This window comes from Glutamicibacter sp. ZJUTW, from assembly GCF_008370855.1.
Lineage (GTDB): Bacteria > Actinomycetota > Actinomycetes > Actinomycetales > Micrococcaceae > Glutamicibacter > Glutamicibacter nicotianae.
The window spans coordinates 256,129-276,525 of record NZ_CP043624.1; the positions used below are offsets into that span (position 1 = coordinate 256,129).

The window sequence follows — 20,397 nt, forward strand, 5'->3', positions numbered from 1 at the left end:
CGTGCTAAATCGGGTCACTTCGCAGGAACATTTCGCGGGATATTTGCGCAGAATAGCTGTTTCTTTCAGGCAGTTCTGACGCTGGATTTAGAGACAACGGACCGACACCCGAAAAGCAATTCGCAATCAATCACACTGCATGGCGATCGTTGACTCTAGAAACGATGGCTGGGCAGATTCCGTCTGGAACTTCTCCACGGGATCTCACCAGTGAAGGAAGAACGCAATGAAGCAGACGGATCAATCAATCGTAGACCTCGTTGAGGAACTGCATTCAGTTCGCCACAGGCGACCTAAGAAGTACTCCCTTTCCGGTACGGATTATTGGGTATTCGGAATCGCCGGCGTTATCGCGCTGGCATTCATCATTTGGGGTTTCTCCACCCCGTCGGGGCTGGGCAAGGCCTCCAGCGCAGCCTTGGACTGGGTTATCACCAACACTGGTTGGCTTTTTGTCATCGCCGCCGCATTATTCGCGGTCTTCGCTATTGTCGTAGCAGCGAAGAATTTCGGGCGCATCCCGCTGGGCAAGGACGGTGAATCGCCACAGTTCTCCACGGTTTCGTGGATCTCGATGATGTTTGCCACCGGCATGGGCATCGGACTGGTCTTCTACGGGGTCGGCGAACCGCTGTACTTCTACATGTCGCCTCCTCCGGGAACCGTGGAAGGCTCCACCAACGAGGCACTGAGCACCGCTATGGGCACCACGCTCTTCCACTGGACGCTGTTCCCATGGGCCATGTACGCGATTGTCGGCTTGGGCATGGCCTACGGCAGCTTCCGGCTGGGACGCCCGCAGCTGTTCTCCGCCATGTTCAGCTCGCTCTTCGGCGACCGCGCCATCCACGGCTGGGGCGGCCGCACGATTAACATCCTGGCTATCATCGCCACGCTCTTCGGCTCGGCCTGTTCGCTGGGCCTTGGCGCATTGCAGATTGGCGGCGGCATCCAGGCCACCGGGATGATGGAGAAAGTCGGTTCCGGCGTTCTGGTGGTCATCATCGCGATTTTGACTGCCTTGTTCGTTGCTTCCGCTGTTTCCGGCATTGAGCGCGGCATCCAGTGGCTGTCTAACACCAACATGGTGCTGGCAGTGATCATCGCGTTGATCGTATTCATTGGCGGTCCAACGCTGTTCATCCTTAATGTCATCCCCAACGCCATTGGCTCCTTCATTGGCGACTTGCCGGAGATGGCTTCGCGCACGGCGGCTGGCGATGTTGCAATGTCTGATTGGCTGTCCTCGTGGACCGTCTTCTACTGGGCCTGGTGGATCTCCTGGAGCCCATTCGTCGGCCTGTTCATCGCCCGCATCTCCCGCGGCCGCACGATTCGCCAGTTCGTTACCGGCGTGCTGCTGGTGCCATCGACTGTCACCTTGATCTGGTTCTCGATCTTCGGTGGCGGCGCAATCGGCATTCAGGAACGTGCCGAACGCGCCGGGGAAACCGGGGAAAAGCTGGCCAATATCGTCGATGGCGCCCCAGACATCAACTTCGATCTGATCCTCTTCGACATGCTCGGCCGCCTGCCGCTGGCAGGCTGGGTGGCTACCGTGCTGATGGTCGTCACCGTGCTGCTGATTGCGATCTTCTTCGTGACCGGCGCAGACTCGGCCTCGATCGTGATGGGTGCGCTCAGCGAACGCGGCGCCGAAGAGCCAACCAAGAAGGCGGTGATCTTCTGGGGCGTGGCCACCGGTGCTGTTGCCGCGGTGATGCTGCTGGCTGGCGGTGATCATCCGGCGGAGGCATTGAACGGCCTGAAGAACATCACCATTGTTTCGGCGCTGCCGTTCGTCATCGTGATGCTGCTGCTCTGCGTGGCGTTGTGGAAGGACTTGAGCAACGATCCGCTGGTGCTGGGCGACAAGGTGGCCCGCAAGGTGCTTGAGCATTCCGTGGGCCAGGCGATTGACCGCCATGAGGGCAGCCAGTTCAGCTTGATGACCACCGAAATTCCTTTGGTCAGTGCCGATGGCAAGGAGGCTGAAGTGAAGATCTTCGCCACCGAAGCCACCGAGGCCACCATTGACCCGGTGGAGGACGGCAAGAAAACTGAGGGCGACGGCGAGAGCCCGAAGCCAACTGCCGGGGAGTAATTACCGGCAAAGCAAGTGAAGCTTCTTCCCGATTCCGGGAAGAAGCTTCACTTTATTCAACCTCTGGAGGCTTGGCCTGGCTGATTAGCCGCGAGCGCGGCAGATCGCGTTGATCTCCGGGATGCACGGCTCATTCTGCAGACTTGTCGTGTCGCCGAGCGTGGTGCCCTCGAACAACTGGGTGAGCAGGCGGCGCATGATCTTGCCAGAACGCGTCTTGGGCACATCTGGAACCAGGACGATTTCACGCGGCTTGGCAATCGGGCCGATCTGGACCGCGACGGTCTCGCGAAGCTCGGCGATGAATTCGGCCTGCCGGGCAGCGAGATCCGCATCAGGCGACTCGGCGATCAGGGTCTTGTCCAGCGGCACCACGAAGGCGGTAGCAGCGTGTCCGGTCTTGGGATCCGGGGTGGGGCAGACGCCGGCTTCCACCACACCGGGGTTGGTGACCAGCGCCGACTCGATCTCGATGGTGGACAGCCGATGGCCGGAAATGTTGATCACGTCATCGGTGCGGCCCAGGATGTAGATGTCGCCGTCCTCATCGAAGCGGGCACCGTCACCGGCCAGGAACCAGCCTTGCTCGACGTATTGTTCCCAGTAGCTGGTGTAGTAGCGTGCCGGATTGCCCCAAACGGTACGGGCCATCGACGGGCCGGTGCGGGTAATGACAATATTTCCCTGCTCGTTGGCCGGCATGCTGCGGCCATTGGCGTCAACGATGTCCACCGAAATGCCCGGCAGCGGACGTGCGGCGCAACCCGGCTTGAAGTGCTCATCCGTAGGCAATGGGGAAAGCACTGTCGCGCCGGACTCCGACTGCCACCAGGTATCGACCATGGGCAGGCCCGCCGCGGTGTCGCGGCCAATCTGCTGGCGGAACCATTTCCACGCCTCGGGGTTGACCGCTTCGCCCACGGTGCCGCCGATCTTCACCGACGACAGGTCATATTCTGCCGGGATGCCGTCGGGGAACCAGCCCATCAGCGAGCGGACCAAGGTGGGAGCGGTGTAGTAGCTGGTGACCTTGTAGCGTTCGATGACCTCGAAGTGCCGGCCCGGATGCGGGGCGTTGGGCACGCCCTCGTAGATGACCTGGGTGACGCCGTTAGCCAGTGGACCGTAGATCTCGTAGGTGTGGGCGGTGACCCAGGCCAGGTCAGCGGTGCACCAGTGCACATCGTGCCCGCGCTGGGACTCGTCTGGATTGGCGAACAGCATGTTGTAGCTGGTGGCCGCCTGCGTCAGGTAGCCGCCGGTGGTGTGCACCAGGCCCTTGGGCTGGCCGGTGGTTCCCGAGGTGTACATGATGAACAGCGGCGTCTCGGAGTCGAAGAACTCCGGGGTGTGCTCGGTGGACTGGGTATCAACCACCTCATGCCACCAGACGTCGCGGCCCTCGGTCCACGGGATCTCATCTCCGGTTCGGCGGATCACCAGCACCTTTTCGATTTCGTTCTCGCCGGCAACTGCCGCATCGGCGTTGTCCTTGACCGGGACCGAGGTGCCGCGGCGGAACTGGCCGTCGGTGGTGACCAGCACCTTCGCTTTGGTGTCTTCCACGCGGAACTTCAGCGCTTCGGCAGAGAACCCGCCGAAGACCAGCGAGTGGATGGCGCCGATGCGGGCGCATGCCAAGGTGATGACGATGGTTTCAATGAGCACCGGCAGGTAGATGACCACGCGGTCGCCCTTCACCACGCCCAGGGATTCCAAGGCATTGGCAGCTTGGGAAACCCGCTCCTGCAGATTCTTGTAGGTGACTGCAACGCGGTCGCCGGGTTCGCCTTCGAAGTACAGCGCAACCTTCTCGCCGCGTCCTGCGGCGACGTGGCGGTCGGCGCAGTTCACTGCCGCGTTCAGCTTGCCGCCGAGATACCAGGAAATTTCCGGGCCGCGCTGCGCCTGGGGGTCAGCCGGAATGATGCGGCTGGTGGTGTGCCACGGGGTGTCCCAATCCAAAAGGTGCGCCGCTTCGTCCCAGAATTCCTGGCGTGCCGCCTCTGATTCAGGTGCTGAGGTTGTTGCCAATTCGGTGGTCATTGCAAACTTTCTTTGGTGGGGGAAGGGATAGCGTTGCCAGCCGGTGCTAGCTCGTCCGGGGCTAGGTCCAGCGTTTGATCGCCCAGCGTTCGGCTATCGATAGCAGGGCATCGGTGATTTTTCCGAAGACGGCCAGCAGCACGATGGTCATGATCAGGCGGTCCAGGCGGCCATTGTTCTGCGAATCGGTGAGCAGGAAGCCCAAGCCCATCGACGCTCCGAGCAGTTCAGCCGCGACCAGGAAGAGCCACGCTTGGGCCAGTGCCAAGCGCAGTCCGGAGAAGATGGAAGGGACTACCGCGGGCAGCTGGACTGTGCGCAGCAGCTTCAGTCCCTTCAAGCCGAAGGAGCGAGCGGCCTCGATCAGGTGGGCATCGACATGGCGCAATGCCAAGGCGACGGTGGTGAAGACCGGGAAGAACGCGCCGATGATCACGAGCGTGACCTTGGAATCTTCGCCCATTTTCATCCAGAGCACCAGCAACGGAACCCAAGCCAGCGAAGGGACGGCGCGCAGGGCGCTGATGCTTAGGCCCAGAAACGCATCTGCCAATTTGGACAGGCCGACGAGGGCGCCCAGCGCCAGGCCGAGCAGGGAACCAAAGGCGAAGCCGAGCAGAACACGCTGGGTGGAAATGCCGATGTGCTTGCCAAGATCGCCATCTTCGAGGAGCTCAAAGGCGGCGGCAACGACCGAGCCTGGAGTCGGCAGCGTCCACGGGGCAACGGTGCCGCTCACCGTGACGAATTGCCAGACAGCCAGGGTGGCCAGCGGCAGGATCAGCGCAAGCAGCCATTTGGGTGCTCGCAGGATCGTTGCGGCGATGCCTGCCTTGTGCTTGGCAGGTGTCGGATTTTCCCGGGTATCAGCTACGTTTGCGGTGCTCATCGCTGTTTACTCTCCGGAGATCTTCGTAGCATCTGCCTTGAGGGCAAACTGGTCGTCAACGAGGGTTGCCAGTGCTTCATCTACGGATTCCTGCTTGGAAACATCGCCGCTGGCCACCAGGGTGGGGCCAATGTTGCTCAGCACTCCGGTGAATTTGGCGTCGGGAACCGCCGGAACGTCCAGATTGGAGCGTTCCTCGATCACGGTCTTGGCAACTTCTGGTTCGAGCCCTGCAATGTCGGCCAGGATCTCAGCGGTTTCCCCAGGGTTCTCGGCAGCCCAGCCGCGAGCCTTCTCATAGGCGTCGACCACGAGCTGGGCCAGTTCGGGGCTCTGCTCGATGAAATCTTCGCGGGCGTTCAGCGCACCGTAGGTGTTGAAGTCCAGGTTCCGGTAAACCAGCTGCGCGCCGTCTTCTTCGGCGGCGGCCATGATTGGATCCAGGCCGCTCCAGGCATCGACCGAACCGTTGACCAGCGCGGTGCGGCCATCGGCATGCTGCAGGTTCTGCAGCTTGATGTCATCTTCGCTCAGTCCCGCGGTGTCCAGAGCCTGGAGCAGGAAGAAGTAGGGATCGGTGCCCTTGGTGGCGGCCACGGTCTTGCCTGCCAGGTCTTCAACGGACTCGATCTTTGAATCCTTGTCCACTACCAGGGCTGCCCATTCCGGCTGGGAGTACAGGGCGACGGTCTTGATTGGTGCACCGTTGGAACGGTTCAGCAGCGCTGCGGAACCGGCGGTGGAACCGACATCAATAGCACCGGCGCGAAGCGCCTCATTGGCCTTGTTGGAACCTGCGGACTGGATCCACTCGACGTCAACGCCCTGTTCCTTGGCGGCCGCATCCAGCCATCCCTTTTCCTTGAGCACCAGGCTCAGCGGGTTGTACGTGGCAAAGTCGATGGACAAGGTCTGATCACCGGAGTCGGCCGTAGCGTTTTCGCCAGCGCAGCCGGTCAGGGCAACTGCGCCCATGAGCAAAGCGGCGGCGGACAGTGCGGTGCGGCGGGAGAAGCGGTTCAAGAGCATGGAGAATCCTAGAATTATGCGTGCAAGCGGATGGACGATAGGGCAAAGAGCAAGGATCGCCGAGGATCCAATGCGTTCCCTGGATTAATGGTTGGTTGGGTCGACGCCGAGCAGGCGCAGCAGGTGCAGGCGATCGGCAACGAACTTCTCGTCCGTGTGCCGGCGCGGTTGCCCGGCGGAGATCGCTAGGTCTTCGATGACACCAGCCGCGCCGTTCCCGGTGCTGCGTCCCAAGACGATAACGCGGTCAGCCAAGGTCAAAGCCTCGTCCACGTCATGGGTCACCATGAGTACCGTGGTGGGGAATGATGCGTGAATTGAGAGCAGCAAATCCTGCATCTTCAGGCGGGTCAGGGCATCGAGTGCGCCGAAGGGCTCATCGAGAAGCAATACGCCCGGGCGGCGGGCCAGCGCGCGAGCCAGCGAAACACGCTGGGCCATGCCGCCGGAAATCTCCCGCGGGCGCAGGCTGGCTGCATGGCTCAGCCCGGTCAGCTCGATCAGCTCATCAATCAGCGCGTCGCCAGAGGCCTTCTCGGTTCCTGGGGCCAGACCCAGCGCAATGTTCTCGCGCACCGATCGCCACGGCAGCAGCCGTGGTTCCTGGAAAGCAACGGCGCATAGCTCGTTGATGCCGTTGACCTCGTGGGTGCCTGTGCGGATGTCACCGGTGGAGGGGTGGTCCAACCCGGAGACCGAACGCAGCAGCGTGGATTTTCCGCAGCCGCTGGCGCCTAGGATCGCGAGTACTTGGCCGGCTGGAATGTGCAAGTTGATGTCGGCCAGCACGGTGCGGCTTTCCTTCTTTGTGGTGAAGGTCCGCGACACGTTGCTGAATTGGACGTCCAGTGCGGTTGAGGTGGTTGAAGTTGCCTCGGGCGCTGCAATGGTAAGAGCCATATCAATCTCCATCGGTCCTGGCGGTAGCACCGGCCTGCGGAGGTGGAGCTCCGAAGGTGGTTGCTGCGGCGTCAAAGAGCCAGATCTCTCGGCCGCTCGGGATGGTTACCCTTCTATTACAGCGAGTCGAACGATTTGGACGCAAATCTTGCGTAACATGAAAAAATCTTCGACAACTGCGTCACATTGCCCAGAAATTTCGTTATTTATTTCACCTAGGTCCGGTTTGATCGACTGCAAGCCAATCCGTGCAACTCATCTTCGATGGGACGGCGATTAGGCTGTGGGAATTGAGCCTAGGGCCTCCACGCTCTGAGGCGAAATATGACTTCGCGGCTTGGAAGGGCCGGATTATTACCGTTACAAATGAATGACGACCCATCCAGAGCGGCTGAGAGATCTGGCTCCATGACGCCGCAGCAACCACCCGAAGAGCGGGACGGTGCTACCGCCAGGACCGATGGAAAGAATTGAGAACCCTGATGCCTATTGGCGAATCACCGAATGCCCCAGGGCTGGACTTCAACCAGCTCAGCGATCCTTCGCAAGCCAGCGCTCTGGAACTGGACAAGTTCGAGGAGCAGCTGCCCACCCGGCAGCTGCTCAAGATCACCCCTGGCCCCGGCGCGGATGAGCAGTACGACCGGCTGGCCGAAATCTTCCGCCCGGTCTTCGCCCAGATCGCCGCGACCGCCAAGGACCGCGACCTGAACCGCGTGCTTCCCTTCGAGCAGGTAGGCCTGCTGAACCGCGAGCGCTTCGGCGCACTGCGCCTTCCCGTGGCCGACGGCGGCTACGGTGCGCGGCTGGTGGATGTCTTCCGCCTGCTCATCGAGCTCTCCGAGGCCGACTCCCATGTAGGCCAGCTGTGGCGCGCGCATATCGCTTTTGTCGAGAATGTGCTGGCACTGGAAGACGAGGCGCTGCGCAAGAAGTGGGTGGCCCGCATCGCCGCCGGGCAGATTGTCGGCAACGCCTACACCGAGCGCGGCGGCAACGCCCTGGGCACCTTGAATACGAAGGCCAGCTTCGTGGACGGGCGCTGGGTAGTCGACGGCGAGAAGTACTACTGCACCGGCACCATCTTTGCCGACTGGACCACTGTTGCGGTGGCCCACCCTGAGCTTGCCGGACGCCAGATCGCGGTGGTGTCCACCCAGCGCAGCGGCGTCAAGATCCTCGATGACTGGGACGGATTCGGCCAGGGCCTGACCGGAACCGGCACCACCGAATTCCATCAGGTCCCGGTGGACTGCTTCATGCCGCAGCAGCGCAACGACTCCGAAGCGGCGATCTTCCAGCTGGTGCTCATGTCCGTGCAGGCAGGCATCGCCCGCGCCGCGCTGAACGACCTGCGCAGCGCCGTGCAGGCACGCACCCGCATCTTCACCACCGGAACCGGGGTGCCGGTGTACCAGGAACCCCAGGTCCTGCAGCTGGTGGGCGAGGTGTCCGCGGAGTCCTTCGCCGCTGACTCGGTGGTGATCGGCGCGGTGCTCGAAGTCGAGGCGGCCCTGGGCGATCCGGGACTGAACGACGAGGAACGCTATGCGGTCTGCGAGCTGGCCGCCAACCGTGCCCAAACCGTGGTGCAGCCGCTGGCCATCGGGGTGACCAGCAAGCTCTTCGACGGGCTGGGTGCCTCGTCCACCAGAAGCGGCTGCAACCTTGACCGGCACTGGCGCAATGCGCGCACCATCGCCACGCACAACCCGGCGATCTACAAGGCGCGCATCGTCGGGGACTACGAGATCAACGGAGTCCAGCCGCAGCGGCTGTCCGTCACCGGCGAAGATTCGACCCAGCGGGCCTGAGCGCCCGCGACGCAAACCAGATACTTTCCATGAACATCGACCTAATGGGGGCAAAGACATGAGCGAGAACAAGCGCGAGATCCTATTCAACGCATTCGACATGAACTGCGTGGTGCACCAGTCGCCGGGCCTGTGGCGCCACCCGCAGGACAAAGCCGCCGACTACAAGACCATCGGCTACTGGACCCACCTGGCCAAGGTGCTGGAAGAGGGCAAGTTCGACGGGTTGTTCCTGGCCGATGTGCTGGGCACCTACGACGTGTTCAACGACAGCAACGAGTCCCCGCTGCGCACCGGCGCCCAGGCCCCGGTCAACGACCCGTTCATGCTGGTCTCCGCGATGGCAGCGGTCACCGAGAACCTGGGCTTCGGTGTCACCGCCGGCACCGCCTACGAGCACCCGTACCCGTTCGCCCGCCGCCTGGCCACCCTGGACCACCTGACCAACGGCCGCGTGGGCTGGAACGTGGTCACCGGCTACCTGCCCTCCGCCGCGCGCAACATGGGCCAGGACGACCAGATGGAGCACGACGAGCGCTACAACCACGCGGACGAGTACCTTGAGGTCGTCTACAAGCTGCTCGAAGGCTCCTGGGAGGAGGACGCGGTGCAGGCCGACAAGGCCAGCGGCATCTACACCGACCCTGCCAAGGTGCACCCGATCGAGCACGAGGGCAAGTACTTCAAGGTGCCCGGCATCGCCATCACCGAACCGAGCACCCAGCGCACCCCGGTGATCTACCAGGCCGGCGCCTCCTCGCGCGGCATGAAGTTCGCCGCGGAAAACGCGGAAGCGGTCTTCGTGACCAGCCCTACCCGCGAAATGCTCAAGGCCACCGTTACCAAGATCCGCGACGCGGCGCAGGCCGCTGGCCGCGACCGCCACGACATCAAGATCTTCGCGATGCAGACCATCATCACCGGCGAGGACTCGGCCGCCGCGCAGGCGAAGTTCGAGGACTACAAGTCCTACGCCGACATCGAGGGCGCCCAGGTGCTGATCTCCGGATGGATGGGCGTTGACCTGTCCACGTACGGCCCGGACGACGTCATCGGAGCCAACGTGAAGTCCAACGCCATCCAGTCCACGGTCGAAACCTTCCAGAAGGCCAGCGGCGACGAGGGCAAGCCGTGGACCATCCGCCAGCTGGCCGAATGGGTGGGCGTGGGCGGCTTCGGCCCGATCACCGTCGGATCCGGCGCCGAGGTCGCCGAGAAGCTCATCGACTGGGTGGACTACACCGACGTGGACGGCTTCAACCTGGCCTACGCAATCACCCCGGGCACCTTCGAGGACGTCGTGAAGTACGTGGTTCCCGAGCTGCAAGCGCGCGGCGCATACAAGACCGAGTACGCCAAGGGCTCGCTGCGCAACAAGCTGTTCGGCGAGGGGGACCGCGTGAAGGGCACCCACCGCGCAGCCCAGTACAAGGTCGCCAACCGGCTGGCCGCCCAGGCCTGAGCGGCTGGCCAGCTCGCGCAATAGGCGGCGGCCTGCGGCAACTTCGCAAGAATGTTGCCGCAGGCCGCCGTTTTTCTGCACGCCTACTCGGTTGGCTCCAGCACCATGGCCGAACCGCCGCCGCGCCTGGTGGGCTCGGCCGCCGCGGTGAGCGTGCCATCGGCTGCGATTTCCACCGCTTCAACGGCACCGATTTCAGCCTGCGGGGTGAAGGAATCGCCAGCAGGCGTGAGCTTGTGGCCAAAGGCCTCAAGCGCAGGGCCATAGGATTCGATGAACTCGGGTTCGGCGGTGACCGCGGCCGTATTGCGCTGAGATGCCCGCGGCGCGGCGATGGCTTCGCTGATGCTCATGCCCAAGTCGATGCGGTTCACCAGGGTCTGCAGCACCGTGGTGATGATGGTTGAACCGCCCGGGGAACCGATGGCCAGCACCGGTTCGCCCTCCTGCAGGACAATGGTGGGCGCCATCGAGGAGCGCGGGCGCTTGCCAGGCTCGATACGGTTCGGATCCTGCGGATCGTAGACCGTGGAGAAATCGGTCAGCTCATTGTTCAGCAGGAATCCGCGGCCGGGAACCACCATGCCCGAGCCGCCGGTCTGCTCGATGGTCAACGTGTAGGAAACGACGTTGCCCCAGCGATCCACCACCGACAGGTGGGTGGTGGAGATGTTTTCCGTGTCCCGCTCTTCAACCGGCTCGCTGGTGGCAGCAGGGCACTGGCCATCATGGTTCTCGATATCGCCCGGAGCGACCGGCTTGGCCGCGGCCTGGTCCGGATTGATGGCGCACGCCCGATCCGCACCGAACAGCTTATCGGTCAGGGTCTGGGTCGGAACATCGGCGAAAGCCGGGTCGCCGACGAACTTGCCGCGATCAGCGTAGGCAAGAGCAGTTGCCTCGAAATAATGGTGCAACGCATCGGCTTCGTCCATGGCCGCCACGTCGAACTGGCCCAGGATGTTCAGCGATTCGCCGATGGTGGTTCCTCCGCTGGAAGATGGAGCCATGCCGAAGACATCGTAGCCCCGGTAATCCACTTGCGTGGGTTCCTGCTCAACCACTTTGTAGCCGGCCAGATCGGCGGTGGACAACTGCCCCGCGGGAACCGGGAGGGTGGTGTCTTCGCTCTTTGGCGGTGCCTGCACCGTGTGGGCGATCTCGGCGGCCAAGTCGCCTGCATAGAACCCGTCGAGGCCTTGCTTGGCCAGCATCCGGTAGGTGTCCGCCAGATCCGGATTCTTGAAGATGGTCCCGACTTGGGGAGCATCCCCGCCGGGCAAGAACAATTCGCTCGTGGCAGGGAACGCGGCGAACCGTTCCTTGTTGTCCAAGGTCTGCTCGCGGAACGTCTCATCAATGGCAAAGCCGCGGGAAGCGATTTTGGTTGCCGGCCGCAGGACCTGCTTCAGGTTCTGCGAACCCCAATTGTCCAGGGCGCGTTGCCATGTGGCCAAGGTTCCGGGCACGCCGACTGCCACGCCGCTGGTAACCAGTTCCGGGGTGAAGTTGTACGGTTCGCCGGTTTCAGGATCGATGAATGCATCTTTGGCAATGCCTGCCGGGGCGGTTTCGCGACCATCGATCGTGCTGACCTTTCCCGATTGCGCATCGTAGTAGAGGAAGTATCCGCCACCGCCAATGCCGGCGCTGTAGGGTTCGGTGACGCCGAGTGCCGCCGCGGTGGCCACGGCCGCATCCACGGCGTTGCCTCCCTTGCGCAGGACTTCGATGCCGGCGGCGGTGGCCTCCGGGTCCACCGAAGACACCGCGCCTCCGGTTCCAATGGCAGTCGGGACTTTTTCGGTGTGGCGTGGATCCGCGCTCGCCGGGACAGCCGAGAAAGCTCCCAGGCCCAAGGCGATGGCTGCAGCGCAGGCAACTGGCCTCAAACGTGCTCGTGGCATACTTTGATCTCCTCTTCAGGTGGGGATGAAGTATGCGCAAATTTACGGGAGCGGAACCTCCCAGCGAGCTTGTGACACGCAGCACAATCTATCTGGGCGTTAAATTGCACCCTTGTCGCGCGAATATTCGCGGTTATGAAGCTTAAATGCTGCAGGGCAGGCACCGCGGCAGCGACTGCCGCGAGTGCCTGCCCGCTGGACCCTCGATGATCGGTGCTACTTGTCCAGGTTGTCCTTGATGACCTTGCCCAAGGACGCTGGAGCGCGGCCGATCAGCTTGGCCAGGTCACCGGTGCTAACCTCCAGTGCTCCTTCGCGAATGCGCACGTCGGTATCGACGAGGATGTGCGCGAAGGGTCCTGGGACTCCGGCATCAGCGTAGATCTTTTCCAGCTGCTCGGGATCCACTTCCTGGTAGGCGACGTCCTGGCCAGCGGCGGCGCCGACAGCGCCAGCAAGCTGGTTGAGGGTGAATGGCTTGTCGCTGCCCAACTCGTAGATCTTGCCGTTCTGCTCTTCATCGGACAGCAGCACCGCGGCGGCTGCCTCCGCGAAATCGGCCCGGGCGGCAGCGCTGATCTTGCCCTCGCCCGCGGCACCGAGGATTACGCCGCTATTGAGGTAGCCCATGAGCTGGTCGGTGTAGTTCTCGATGTACCAGCCGTTGCGCAGCAGCACGTACCCGATGCCGGATCCGGCCAGCAATCGCTCGGTGGCGATGTGCTCCTCGGCGAGCTCCATGCCGCCGGTCATCGCGTTGGCAATGGACGTGTAGGCGATCAGCGAGACGTCCACCTGCTTGGCGGCGTTGATGATGTTCTCATGCTGGGCAACGCGCTGGCCCACTTCGCTGGAGGAGATCAGCAGCAGCTTGTCGACGCCTTCAAGCGCAGAAACCAGATCTGGCTGGACGTTGTAATCGGCAACGCGGGTTTCCAAGCCCTTGCCTGCCAGCGGGGCCAGCTTTTCCTCCGAACGGCCGATGGCAATCAGCTGCGCGGGATCGGCCCCGCGCTCCAGCAGCGCATCGATGACGAGTCCTCCGAGTTGTCCGGTGGCTCCGGTAATTGCGATCTTCATGGCAGTCCTTTCAAAAGCAGTCGGTGATTCCAACCGTAGGCCGGCATCGAGTATTCCCGATGCCGGGCCGGGCCGCGGCATCAGCGGCCGGCGGTTGCCGGGGAAGGCTCCGGCCGAGCGCAAATCCGCCGGAGCACTTCCGACTTGGAAAGTCATATGAACGGCAATGAGACGAATCATGACGCCGAAGATGATGCCGACGGCCCGCAGTGCCGGATCGGAAATGACGTGATGTCGCAGTGTTGCGCAACTCTTGGCTTGGTCCGGCCAGGGAACGCATGCTGGGAACACCTGGCCTCCAAGGCCGGGCAACCCATCCAGAGCGACCGAGAGACCTGGCTCGTTGACGTCGCAGCAACCACCCGAACCACGGGACGGTGCTACCGCCAGGACCGATGGAGCAGTGGCTGCCACCGGGCCACGCCTGGCTACGAGCCGGCACAGCCTCGGCCCTGGGCAGTCCTTCCCGGTGCAACATCCAAGGAGCACGCAGCATGATCGAGATCAAGGACCTGCACAAGCACTATGACACCGCTCAGGGGCGCATCGAGGTGCTCAAGGGGATCGACCTGTCGGTGCCGGAAGGCTCGATCACCGCAGTGGTCGGCCCTTCCGGGGCAGGCAAATCGACCCTGTCCCATTGCATCTCGCTGCTGGAGAAGCCCAGCAGCGGGCAGATCCTCGTTGACGGCAAGGATCTCGGCGCGCTCTCTGGCAGGGCCTTGCGCGCTGAACGCCGCGCCATCGGCACGATCTTCCAGAACTCGGCCCTGCTGAGCCGGCTGAGCGTCGCCGAGAACGTGGCCCTTCCGCTGCGGAACCTCGGGGTGGTCCACCACGAAATGCAGCAGCGGGTGGCCCAGCTGCTGGACCGGGTCGGGCTGCTGGAGAAGGCGAACGCCTATCTCGGGCAGCTCTCCGGCGGCCAGCGGCAGCGCGTCGGCATCGCCCGGGCCCTGGCCCTGCGGCCACGGCTGCTGCTCTCCGACGAAGCCACCTCGGGCCTGGATCCCGAATCCACGCACCAGGTGCTGGGGCTGCTGGATTCGCTGCGCAGCGATCTGGGCTTGTCCATCATCCTGATCACCCATGAGATGGATGTGGTGCGGCATGTGGCCGACGAGGTCGCCCAGCTGGCCGGCAGGCGCATTGCCGAGCACGGAGCCCTGCATGAGCTGGTGGCCTCCCCAGGCTCGGCGACCGGGGAGAAGCTGCTGCCGCTGCGGGCCGAGGACCTGCCGGCAGGCTTCGACTATGCCGTGACGGTGGCCTACCGCAAAGACCGGGTCGATCCCGGCTGGATCTCCCGGCTGGGCATCGAGCACGGGATCGCGGTGGCCCTGCTTGGCGGTGCCGTCGAGGCGCACCACGAGGGGACCTTGGGCCGCGTGCGCTTGGGCGTGCGGGGCACGAGCCCTCAGGACCTGGTCCGGTTGCTGGACGGGTGGGGCCTGCAGGCCGACCCGGGCAGCCTGGCCCGCAACAATCGCGAACTGGTGGAGGCCAACGCATGAGAATCCCCTTTGAAAGCGCAGCGGTGGGCACCGACACTCCGTGGCAGCAATTGCCCGAGTTGATGCTGCCGGCCTACGGCCAGACCTGGGCCATGGTCGGAATCGTCATGGCCCTGGTCATCAGCCTCGGAGGACTGATGGGCATCGCGCTGTACAACACCGATCGACAGGGGCTCTTCCCGCGGGCGCGCCTGCATGCGGTGCTCAGCTGGATCGCCAACATGGGACGCTCCCTGCCGTTCCTGGTGCTGATGGCAGCGATCATCCCCTTCACCAAATGGGTCACCGGCACCACCATCGGCATTGCCGCGGCTGCCGTGCCCATGACCATTGCCGGCATCCCGTTCTTCGCCCGGCTGGTGCAGAACGCGCTGAACGACCTGCCGAGGCACAACCTGGCCGTAGGGCTGGTGACCGGCGGTTCGGCCGCGCAGATCATCGGCACCACCCAGATCCGCGAGGCGCTGCCGGCCCTGGCCTCGGCCATCACGCTGAACACCATCTCGATGATCGAGTACTCGGCCATCGCCGGGACCATCGGGGCCGGGGGCATCGGCTATCTCGCCGTGACCTACGGCTACCAGCGCTTCGACATGAATGTCATGCTGGCGACCATCGTGGTGCTGATCCTGACCGTGCAAATTGTCCAATTCCTCGGCGACCGCATCGCCCGCGCCCTGGCGCGTCCCTGAACACCATCGACGAACGAACGAGCGAGACCATGACTACATCGCACACCGGGCACGACCACGGCTTCACGCTGCGCAAGAACCGCAATGCCCTTCCCTGGACCATCGCCGCCCTCGCGGCCGTGGCCGCCCTCATCCTCGGCGTGCTGCTGGGCCAGCAGCGCTCCGCCCCTGCCGCCGCCTCGGCCGCCGGAAGCCAGACGAAGTTCACGGTCCACTTCGAACCGGCCATGGCCGGGGAGGAGAAGATCCTGGATTTCGTGGCGCGCCAGATCGCGCCTGACTACGGCATCGAAATCGAGAAGGTCGGGCTGCAGGATCCGATCCAGGCCAACCAGGCGGTGGCCAGCGGCCAATTCGATGCCACCATTTTCGAGCACCAGTGGTACATGGAGCAGTCCGCCGAGGCTGCCGGAGTCGAGCTGGAACCCACGGTGGAGCTCTTCCAGTGGGGTTTCGGGCTCTACTCGAACCATTACGACTCGGTCGAGGACATCCCGCGCGGCGCCTCGCTGCTGCTGCCCAACGACGTGGCCAACCAGGGCCAGGCGCTGTGGCTGCTGCAACGCGAGGGTCTGCTCGGCCTGGACCCGGACATCGAACCGCGCACCGCGAAGATCTCCGATGTGGTTGATAACCCCCGGGGCTTCGAGCTGAAGGAAGCCGACCTGCTGGCGATGCCGCGCATGCTCGACGACGTCGGCGTGGCGATCGGCTACGTCTCCCAGTTCGATGCGGGCAAGGTCGACCGCGACCAGGGGATCTTGTTCCCCGAGCCGCCCAAGACCTTTGCCTCCCGCCTGATCATGGGCGCGGAGTATGCCAAGAGCGCCGATGCGCAGAAGCTGGTGGAAGCATTTTCCGATCCGCGGCTGCAGGAGTACCTGGCCACGACCGAGGATCCGCTGGTCCAGGGAGTGCTCACCCCGGTCTCCGGTTCCTGACGGCAACCCCCATTGCGCCGCACGTTTCGGCGTGCGCGAAGCGGCCCGGCACCGACAGGAGCCGGGCCGCTTCGCGCTCCTGATGACGCATTGTCTCCGCCGAGGCCAGCAGCGTCAAGGATTTCCTGTCAAGGTGCTTAATCCTTGGACTTGTGACAGAGCATTACGCCCAATATTACGAACATCGGGCATTTCAGAATGCGTTGTGTGACTTCATGACCCCTGTCTTACGTAACGCTTGTCTGCTGAATTCACGGGTTGCAGACTTGAATTGTTCGGCCGGTACAGCCGCACACCCCATCCAGAGCGACCGAGAGACCTGGCTCGTTGAAGTCGCAGCAACCACCCGTAAACGGGAGCGGTGCTAAGGCCGGGACCGATGGAGATTGCTAATTTTCACGACAGTCTGCCGGGAGAAACTCGCCAAGAGTAGTCCCACGAATCATGGCAGAACGTACAGGGAATCTAGGCGTAATCCTCGGGTCACCAACCGAGAGGACATTTGAAATCATGCGTACAGCACATTTTGGACTGAAGACCACTGCGATTCTTGCCGTTCTGGGCTTATCGCTCACCGCGTGCGGCGGCAACGCCAATAAGACGGGCGCAGCGCAGGCGGTAGCCGATCCAGGGACGCCGGTTGAAGGTGGCACCTTCACCTTCGCTGAAGTCACCCCTATCAACAATTGGCAGACTCAGGCAGCACGCTTCTATGAGAAGGCGAATGTTCTGAACTCAGTGCTTGATCGCCTGACCTACTATGACGTGGAAGCCGGCAAACTGGTTGGCTGGATCGCCAGCGAGTTCGAAGCCAATGAGGACCAGACGGAGTTCACTTTCACCATTCGCGACGGTGTCACTTTCTCAGACGGCTCCAAGCTGGATGCTGAGGCTGTGAAGCTGAACCTGGACGCCCTTGGAAAGGGAATCAAGTCTGCCCAGATTGCGCCAAACGTTGATTTTGCCGCCTATAAGTCGGCAGAAGTCGTAGGGGGCAACAAGGTCAAGGTAACGCTCAAGCGACCAGATGCCAATTTCCTCAGGTCGACTTCCTCCGTAACTGCTGGTTTGGTGTCCCCGAAGACCCTTGAACTGGACAATGCCGCGCAGTCTTCGATCTCCAAGATAGTTGGTTCCGGCCCATTCGTCTTCGAATCGGAAAAGCCTGATGAAGAAGTCGTTTTCAGCAGCCGGGATGACTACGCCTGGGCGCCAGAAACTGCCCCGAACCAGGGCGATGCCTACCTGGATACCCTGGTTATCAAGTACCTTCCAGAGGTCGCTAGCCGTGCCGGCGCCGCCCAGTCCGGGCAGGTGGATCTCGTCCGAGGATTGCAGCCGGTAGACGAACAGGTGCTGGCCTCCAGCGGCGGCAAGGTTTATGCCGCCGAAGGGGTGGACCTGACCACCAACCACGCGGCCGTGCGCATTGGCTCGGGAAAGCTGGAAGACGTCAAAGTCCGCCAGGCACTGCAGGTTGCAATCGACCGCCAGGCCATCAAAGACACCGTTCTCTCGGATAGCTATGTCATTTCGGGATCGATCCTCAACCACAAGGCACCAGGGTTTGTAGACCTGTCAGCAGAATTGGCTTATAACCCGGAAAAGGCCAAGCAGTTATTGGACGAGGCCGGATGGAATCCGGGCACAGATGGCATTCGGGAGAAGGACGGGAAAAAGTTGGAAGTCACGGTTTCCACCTCCAATAACTCCGTAGTCATCAAGCCAGCGTTCGAACTGATTGAGCAGCAATGGCGCGAGATCGGCGTCCAGCTGATCAACCGCGCGGCGGACAATACTTTCCTGACCAACGCACTTGTCGACGACAAGGTGGAGTTCTTCGGAACTCGCCAGTTTGCGTACGGCGGACTGGGCCCGGTCTATGCACCTGCGAACAACAACCAGACCCTTCGCGCTGATCCTGAACTGAACAAGCTTTTCACCAAAGAGCAGTCGGCGACCACCGATGAGGAACACCTGAAGCTGGTCGAAGAAGAACAGCGTGCCCTGGTGCTGGACAAGGCCCTGACGCTGGTTCTTTGGGACGAAGTCCAGGTCTATGGCGCCAATAGCTCGGCGAACGTCGAGTTCACTTCCGGTACCGCGCCCATCTTCCAAGGTGCTTGGAAGAGCGAAGGCTAGGAACCAAATCCATGGGCACTTACATCGTAAAACGACTGGGACAGGCGCTTCTGGTCATCTGGCTTGCCTACACAGCGGTTTTCATTGCCGTGCAATCCTTGCCGAATGACCCGGTCACGATCTTCCTGAGCACTGACTCGGCGGCGGATCCGGCCACCATTGCCCAGATGAAGGCATACTACGGATACGACCAGCCGCTCTTCGTGCAGTACTTCTCGCAGTTGCTCGGGTTGCTTCGCGGGGATCTTGGATATTCGTTATCCAATGGTTCGGAAGTGGCAACGCGCATCGGGGAAGTCGCTGGATCAACCTTGATTCTGGCTGGCAGTGCATTCGTTCTTTCAGTGGTATTCGCCCTGATTATCGCGTCGGCTGCGAGCCTGGCCAGAGGCGGGAAGTTGCGCAAGGCGCTGCTGAACCTGCCACCTTTGATGGTTTCGATACCTGTTTTCTGGTTGGGTCTGCTGCTCTTGCAGCTGTTGGCCGTGCAGCTCGGCGTGATGTCGCTGTTCCCGGATGGATCGTTCATGTCGTTGGCGGTGCCAATCTTCGTGCTGGCCGTGCACCTGAGCGCTCCGATTGCCCAGGTCCTGATCAAGAGCGTGCAGGAAGTGAATAGGCAACCGTTTATTGAAGTTTTGCGCGCCAAAGGCGCAAGCGAAGCATGGATCTTCTACCGGCACACCTTGAAGAACGCGGCCCCGGCCGCGCTATCCATTGCCGGTATCACCATTGGTGCCTTGCTCGCTGGTTCCGTCATCACCGAGACCGTGTTTTCCCGCGCGGGATTAGGCCAGCTGATCTTGCAGTCAGTGACGGCGCAGGACATTCCACTGGTCCAGGGATTGGTGCTGCTGACCGCAGTCGTTTTCACCGCAGTCAACTTGCTCGTTGATCTCATCCACCCGCAGCTCGATCCACGCATCGTCACGTCAACAAGCGGCGCAACCCGCTCGCTTGTTGCGTAAGGAAAGTAGGACTAATGAGTCTCATAACCGAACACGTTGGATCGGTGGACACTGCTGACCAGCCGCTAGCTTCAACCAAGACTGCAACCAAAATAGGAAATCCAGCAGCACGCTGGTTTGCCGCTTGGTGGGTTCTCATTCCGCTGGCCGTATTTGTGGCGTGGGCTTTTCTTCCATCGCTCTTTACGGGCCACGACCCGATTACTGGTGTGCCGGCTGACAAGCTGCTAGCGCCATCCGCGGAACACCTGTTCGGAACCGACCATCTGGGGCGTGACATCTACAGCCGAGTTGTCTACGGAACGCGCCAGACCCTGCTGACCGCGGGCCTGGCGTGCTTGGTTGGAAGCGTTGTCGGCTCGATCCTCGGTCTGCTGGCGGGCACTGCTGGACGTTTCGCAGATACCGTGGCAATGCGATTTGTCGATATTGTCCTGGCAGTTCCGGCCTTCCTCATTGCGCTGATTCTGGTCACCGCGACTGAACCTGGACCGCTGTCCTTGGGCCTGGGTGTAGGCATCGCCTCGATCGCGGCATTCGCACGCCTCGTGCGCACAGAGGTGCTGAGGGTCCGCTCTCGAGATTTCGTGCAGGCAGCGTTAATGAGTGGCGGGAAGTACTTCACGGTGCTGCGTCGGCACATCATCCCGCATATCGTCGGTCCGGTGCTGTCCTTGCTAGCTGTGGATCTGGGTGCTGCAATTCTTGCGATCTCCGGTTTAGGGTTCCTCGGCTTCGGGTCGCCACCGCCAACCCCTGAATGGGGACTGCTGATTTCCGAAGGCCGCCAGTACCTTTCGGTGGCTTGGTGGCTGACGACATTGCCGGGATTGGTCATCGTGTCGGCGGTCATGCTGACAGCCGTACTGGGACGTGCCATCAACAAGGCATTCCGCTTCTAGCTCTACA

15 protein-coding genes and 4 riboswitches are annotated in these 20,397 nt (G+C 62.4%); of the genes, 9 read left to right on the forward strand and 6 right to left on the reverse strand.

Going from position 1 to position 20,397, the window contains the following annotated elements:
- Positions 1–226 precede the first annotated feature (226 nt).
- The gene (locus F0M17_RS01260) at positions 227–2,104 is read left to right on the forward strand and encodes a BCCT family transporter (protein ID WP_233125362.1); all 1,878 of its coding nucleotides are present in this window, start codon (positions 227–229) and stop codon (positions 2,102–2,104) included.
- Between the two features lie 84 nt (positions 2,105–2,188).
- On the opposite strand, the gene acs is transcribed toward F0M17_RS01260, so the two are convergent.
- The 4 genes from acs to F0M17_RS01280 all read right to left on the reverse strand — a co-directional run bounded on the left by acs (position 2,189) and on the right by F0M17_RS01280 (position 6,968).
- A complete protein-coding gene (gene acs, locus F0M17_RS01265; protein WP_149596166.1) occupies positions 2,189–4,150 on the reverse strand; it encodes an acetate--CoA ligase in 1,962 nt (653 codons plus the stop codon).
- A 61-nt stretch (positions 4,151–4,211) separates the two neighbouring features.
- Positions 4,212–5,039 carry an ABC transporter permease gene (locus tag F0M17_RS01270; RefSeq protein ID WP_141356988.1) on the reverse strand — a complete coding sequence of 276 codons (828 nt, stop codon included), beginning with the start codon at positions 5,037–5,039 and terminating at the stop codon, positions 4,212–4,214.
- Positions 5,040–5,045: 6 nt separating this feature from the next.
- A complete protein-coding gene (locus F0M17_RS01275; protein WP_149596167.1) occupies positions 5,046–6,068 on the reverse strand; it encodes an aliphatic sulfonate ABC transporter substrate-binding protein in 1,023 nt (340 codons plus the stop codon).
- An 84-nt stretch (positions 6,069–6,152) separates the two neighbouring features.
- Positions 6,153–6,968 carry an ABC transporter ATP-binding protein gene (locus F0M17_RS01280; protein ID WP_038992052.1) on the reverse strand — a complete coding sequence of 272 codons (816 nt, stop codon included), beginning with the start codon at positions 6,966–6,968 and terminating at the stop codon, positions 6,153–6,155.
- Between the two features lie 5 nt (positions 6,969–6,973).
- A riboswitch (SAM riboswitch) is annotated at positions 6,974–7,076 on the reverse strand.
- 267 nt (positions 7,077–7,343) lie between these two features.
- Positions 7,344–7,435: riboswitch (SAM riboswitch) on the forward strand.
- Positions 7,436–7,450: 15 nt separating this feature from the next.
- Here F0M17_RS01280 and F0M17_RS01285 point away from each other — a divergent pair.
- Both F0M17_RS01285 and F0M17_RS01290 read left to right on the forward strand, forming a co-directional pair.
- Entirely contained in the window at positions 7,451–8,782 is a 1,332-nt protein-coding gene (locus F0M17_RS01285; RefSeq protein WP_149596168.1) for an acyl-CoA dehydrogenase family protein, read from the forward strand.
- Between the two features lie 58 nt (positions 8,783–8,840).
- Entirely contained in the window at positions 8,841–10,244 is a 1,404-nt protein-coding gene (locus F0M17_RS01290) for an LLM class flavin-dependent oxidoreductase (RefSeq protein WP_073707332.1), read from the forward strand.
- An 83-nt stretch (positions 10,245–10,327) separates the two neighbouring features.
- Here the strand turns inward: F0M17_RS01290 and ggt are convergent, their stop codons facing one another.
- Both ggt and F0M17_RS01300 read right to left on the reverse strand, forming a co-directional pair.
- Entirely contained in the window at positions 10,328–12,151 is a 1,824-nt protein-coding gene (gene ggt, locus F0M17_RS01295) for a gamma-glutamyltransferase (protein WP_073707333.1), read from the reverse strand.
- A gap of 216 nt (positions 12,152–12,367) precedes the next feature.
- Positions 12,368–13,231, reverse strand: a complete 864-nt coding sequence (locus tag F0M17_RS01300) for an SDR family oxidoreductase (RefSeq protein ID WP_073707334.1) — start codon at positions 13,229–13,231, stop codon at positions 12,368–12,370.
- 310 nt (positions 13,232–13,541) lie between these two features.
- A riboswitch (SAM riboswitch) is annotated at positions 13,542–13,633 on the forward strand.
- Between the two features lie 92 nt (positions 13,634–13,725).
- Here F0M17_RS01300 and F0M17_RS01305 point away from each other — a divergent pair.
- The 6 genes from F0M17_RS01305 (at position 13,726) to F0M17_RS01330 (ending at position 20,390) form a co-directional block, all read left to right on the forward strand.
- Positions 13,726–14,745 (forward strand): methionine ABC transporter ATP-binding protein, encoded by a 1,020-nt coding sequence (locus tag F0M17_RS01305; RefSeq protein WP_149596169.1) that lies wholly within the window; start codon positions 13,726–13,728, stop codon positions 14,743–14,745.
- Positions 14,742–15,437 (forward strand): methionine ABC transporter permease, encoded by a 696-nt coding sequence (locus F0M17_RS01310; protein WP_073707336.1) that lies wholly within the window; start codon positions 14,742–14,744, stop codon positions 15,435–15,437. Before F0M17_RS01305 ends, F0M17_RS01310 begins: the two co-directional genes overlap by 4 nt.
- A 29-nt stretch (positions 15,438–15,466) precedes the next feature.
- Complete coding sequence (locus F0M17_RS01315; protein WP_149596170.1) at positions 15,467–16,378, forward strand: MetQ/NlpA family ABC transporter substrate-binding protein; 912 nt, start codon at positions 15,467–15,469, stop codon at positions 16,376–16,378.
- 294 nt (positions 16,379–16,672) lie between these two features.
- Positions 16,673–16,764, forward strand: a riboswitch (SAM riboswitch).
- 124 nt (positions 16,765–16,888) lie between these two features.
- Complete coding sequence (locus F0M17_RS01320; protein ID WP_246857104.1) at positions 16,889–18,520, forward strand: ABC transporter substrate-binding protein; 1,632 nt, start codon at positions 16,889–16,891, stop codon at positions 18,518–18,520.
- 11 nt (positions 18,521–18,531) lie between these two features.
- On the forward strand, positions 18,532–19,488 hold the full coding sequence (locus tag F0M17_RS01325; protein ID WP_013347654.1) for an ABC transporter permease: 957 nt from the start codon (positions 18,532–18,534) through the stop codon (positions 19,486–19,488).
- A gap of 14 nt (positions 19,489–19,502) precedes the next feature.
- A complete protein-coding gene (locus F0M17_RS01330) occupies positions 19,503–20,390 on the forward strand; it encodes an ABC transporter permease (protein ID WP_084083860.1) in 888 nt (295 codons plus the stop codon).
- The last annotated feature ends 7 nt before the right edge of the window (positions 20,391–20,397 follow it).

Excerpts from the sequence above, each read along its gene's own strand:
- F0M17_RS01260 (WP_233125362.1), top strand. The coding sequence starts at position 227 with ATGAAGCAGACGGATCAATCAATCGTAGACCTCGTTGAGGAACTGCAT.
- acs (WP_149596166.1), bottom strand. The coding sequence starts at position 4,150 with ATGACCACCGAATTGGCAACAACCTCAGCACCTGAATCAGAGGCGGCA.
- F0M17_RS01270 (WP_141356988.1), bottom strand. The coding sequence starts at position 5,039 with ATGAGCACCGCAAACGTAGCTGATACCCGGGAAAATCCGACACCTGCC.
- F0M17_RS01275 (WP_149596167.1), bottom strand. The coding sequence starts at position 6,068 with ATGCTCTTGAACCGCTTCTCCCGCCGCACCGCACTGTCCGCCGCCGCT.
- F0M17_RS01280 (WP_038992052.1), bottom strand. The coding sequence starts at position 6,968 with ATGGCTCTTACCATTGCAGCGCCCGAGGCAACTTCAACCACCTCAACC.
- F0M17_RS01285 (WP_149596168.1), top strand. The coding sequence starts at position 7,451 with ATGCCTATTGGCGAATCACCGAATGCCCCAGGGCTGGACTTCAACCAG.
- F0M17_RS01290 (WP_073707332.1), top strand. The coding sequence starts at position 8,841 with ATGAGCGAGAACAAGCGCGAGATCCTATTCAACGCATTCGACATGAAC.
- ggt (WP_073707333.1), bottom strand. The coding sequence starts at position 12,151 with ATGCCACGAGCACGTTTGAGGCCAGTTGCCTGCGCTGCAGCCATCGCC.
- F0M17_RS01300 (WP_073707334.1), bottom strand. The coding sequence starts at position 13,231 with ATGAAGATCGCAATTACCGGAGCCACCGGACAACTCGGAGGACTCGTC.
- F0M17_RS01305 (WP_149596169.1), top strand. The coding sequence starts at position 13,726 with ATGATCGAGATCAAGGACCTGCACAAGCACTATGACACCGCTCAGGGG.
- F0M17_RS01310 (WP_073707336.1), top strand. The coding sequence starts at position 14,742 with ATGAGAATCCCCTTTGAAAGCGCAGCGGTGGGCACCGACACTCCGTGG.
- F0M17_RS01315 (WP_149596170.1), top strand. The coding sequence starts at position 15,467 with ATGACTACATCGCACACCGGGCACGACCACGGCTTCACGCTGCGCAAG.
- F0M17_RS01320 (WP_246857104.1), top strand. The coding sequence starts at position 16,889 with ATGCGTACAGCACATTTTGGACTGAAGACCACTGCGATTCTTGCCGTT.
- F0M17_RS01325 (WP_013347654.1), top strand. The coding sequence starts at position 18,532 with ATGGGCACTTACATCGTAAAACGACTGGGACAGGCGCTTCTGGTCATC.
- F0M17_RS01330 (WP_084083860.1), top strand. The coding sequence starts at position 19,503 with ATGAGTCTCATAACCGAACACGTTGGATCGGTGGACACTGCTGACCAG.